Origin of the sequence: Acinetobacter sp. YH12219 (assembly GCF_013417875.1) — a bacterium.
In the GTDB taxonomy this organism is placed as follows: domain Bacteria; phylum Pseudomonadota; class Gammaproteobacteria; order Pseudomonadales; family Moraxellaceae; genus Acinetobacter; species Acinetobacter amyesii.
The window spans coordinates 1-2,484 of record NZ_VPDC01000060.1 but is presented as its reverse complement, the minus strand read 5'-3'; the positions used below and the strand labels follow the sequence as shown (position 1 = coordinate 2,484).

Here is a 2,484-nt window from a genome sequence, read left to right as displayed (position 1 = left end):
TCATTCGAGTCTAGACAAAATGACACCAAATGAGTTTTACTATGATCAGCTACCCCAACAAAACAAGGTGGCTTAACTAGAGCGGAATATCACTTATAAATACGCTTTTAGTTGTTCAAACAAGTGGGACCACCTCTATATCTCGATAGGTATAGTAGAGTGATATCTCGATAGGTATAGTGTTTTGCAGTTTAGAGGAGATATCGCGATGCATACGCGGAAGGCAATAACGGAGGCGCTTCAAAAACTCGGAGTCCAAACCGGTGACCTCTTGATGGTGCATGCCTCACTTAAAGCGATTGGTCCGGTCGAAGGAGGAGCGGAGACGGTCGTTGCCGCGTTACGCTCCGCGGTTGGGCCGACTGGCACTGTGATGGGATACGCGTCGTGGGACCGATCACCCTACGAGGAGACTCTGAATGGCGCTCGGCTGGATGACGAAGCCCGCCGTACCTGGCTGCCGTTCGATCCCGCAACAGCCGGGACTTACCGTGGGTTCGGCCTGCTGAATCAATTTCTGGTTCAAGCCCCCGGCGCGCGGCGCAGCGCGCACCCCGATGCATCGATGGTCGCGGTTGGTCCGCTGGCTGAAACGCTGACGGAGCCTCACGAACTCGGTCACGCCTTGGGGGAAGGATCGCCCGTCGAGCGGTTCGTTCGCCTTGGCGGGAAGGCCCTGCTGTTGGGTGCGCCGCTAAACTCCGTTACCGCATTGCACTACGCCGAGGCGGTTGCCGATATCCCCAACAAACGGTGGGTGACGTATGAGATGCCGATGCTTGGAAGAGACGGTGAAGTCGCCTGGAAAACGGCATCGGATTACGATTCAAACGGCATTCTCGATTGCTTTGCTATCGAAGGAAAGCCGGATGCGGTTGAAACTATAGCAAATGCTTACGTGAAGCTCGGTCGCCATCGAGAAGGTGTCGTGGGCTTTGCTCAGTGCTACCTGTTCGACGCGCAGGACATCGTGACGTTCGGCGTCACCTATCTTGAGAAGCATTTCGGAACCACTCCGATCGTGCCTCCGCACGAGGCCGTCGAGCGCTCTTGCGAGCCTTCAGGTTAGAGGCCGTCGACAATGATAATCTGGATCAACGGACCTTTCGGCGCCGGAAAGACGACGCTCGCTAAGCGGCTGCGCGATCGGCGTTCCAAATCGCTGATCTTTGACCCCGAGGAAATCGGGTTCGTGGTGAAAGAAACGGTCCCCATGCCAGCGAGCGGAGACTATCAGGATCTCCCCTTGTGGAGGGGACTTACGATCGCGGCGGTCAGGGAGATTCGAAGGAATTACTCGCAGGACATCATCATCCCAATGACGCTCGTGCACCCGGACTATCTGACTGAGATACTCGACGGGGTAAGGCGGATCGACGATCAGCTGCTGCACATCTTTCTGACGCTCAACGAGGACCTATTGCGTCACCGGATCGCGAACCAGACCATGCATCCTGACCCGAATCGAAATGCGGAGATTCGAGAGTGGCGATTAGCGAATGTCGCCCGATGCTTGGCCGCAAGGGAACGGCTTCCATGCACAACCCGTGTTCTCGATAGTGGTGCACACACCAGCGATGAACTCGCAGCGATGGTGCTCGACGGAATCGATGGGCGCACCTGATCGCCTTCGACGCCTGCGCAAAGCGTAGCGCGAGGGTGGCGGGCTCACGACCAAACGCCCAGAGGTCGATCATCGCAGGGATGTTTGGCTTTGTGGTGCGGACGACGGGACTCGAACCCGTACTCTCACAGAGAAGCAGATTTTCGTACCACCTCGACTTTCGCCGCCGTCTGATGACGTTCGTGGTCTGGACTGTCCCTTCGCCATTGCCCGAAGGCTTTAGGCGCCGCCCGTCCAGTCTCTACACCTTCCCCCGAAGGGGCTTGGCTCGGGATTGGCTTAGGGTATTGCCCGTTAGCGTTCCCCGACTTTGAGCGGTTCTACTCCGCGGATTTCCCCGCGGGCACTCCAATTTTAAAGTCTGCTGCGTCTACCGATTTCGCCACGTCCGCCTTTTTTCGCCGTTCCTAGCGCTCGTGCGATGCACCTATGTTGCACCTAGCGCCGAATCGTTCTTCGTCATCCTGAAAAACCACGTCTCCTAAAGCCTTGCATAGCTTATCTTTTCTCCACCACGAACTTTTTTGGGCACTGTTGCAAATAGTCGGTGGTGATAAACTTATCATCACCATCAAAGGTATTGAGGTGATGCGTGCACTACGCAAAGGCCAGGCCTCAGCATTTTATTATGGTGATCCCCTGGGCGAAATGCGCCTGGTAAGCAGAGTTTTTGAAACGTAAGGCCTTTGAATAAGACAAAAGGCTGCCTCATCGCTAACTTTGCAACAGTGCCAAATTTCCTTAAACTCTTCTTTTTTCCCAAAACCAATTAAACGCTGAATCGCCATTTGAACATAGTCTAAACCATAGCGAAATAAACTCATTGAGAGTCGTCCATGCTTCTTTATTTTTATCGCTTT

2 protein-coding genes and 2 pseudogenes are annotated in these 2,484 nt (G+C 54.5%); 3 read left to right on the top strand and 1 reads right to left on the bottom strand.

Annotation, left to right across the window (positions count from 1 at the left end):
* Nucleotides 1-208: 208 nt before the first annotated feature.
* The 3 genes and pseudogenes from aac(3)-IId to FTV04_RS16555 form a co-directional block, all read left to right on the top strand.
* Nucleotides 209-1,069, top strand: a complete 861-nt coding sequence (aac(3)-IId, locus tag FTV04_RS16565) for an aminoglycoside N-acetyltransferase AAC(3)-IId (RefSeq protein ID WP_000557454.1) — start codon at nt 209-211, stop codon at nt 1,067-1,069.
* A gap of 12 nt (nt 1,070-1,081) precedes the next feature.
* Nucleotides 1,082-1,624: an AAA family ATPase gene (locus tag FTV04_RS16560; RefSeq protein ID WP_000587837.1), complete on the top strand. Its 543-nt coding sequence runs from the start codon at nt 1,082-1,084 to the stop codon at nt 1,622-1,624.
* 567 nt (nt 1,625-2,191) lie between these two features.
* A pseudogene (locus FTV04_RS16555) lies at nt 2,192-2,305 on the top strand (IS6 family transposase); the annotation flags it as partial.
* A 53-nt stretch (nt 2,306-2,358) separates the two neighbouring features.
* Here the strand turns inward: FTV04_RS16555 and FTV04_RS16550 are convergent.
* Nucleotides 2,359-2,484: pseudogene (locus tag FTV04_RS16550) on the bottom strand (IS4 family transposase); the annotation flags it as partial.

Coding starts and splice junctions, on each gene's coding strand:
- FTV04_RS16560 (WP_000587837.1), top strand. CDS start 1,082: ATGATAATCTGGATCAACGGACCTTTCGGCGCCGGAAAGACGACGCTC.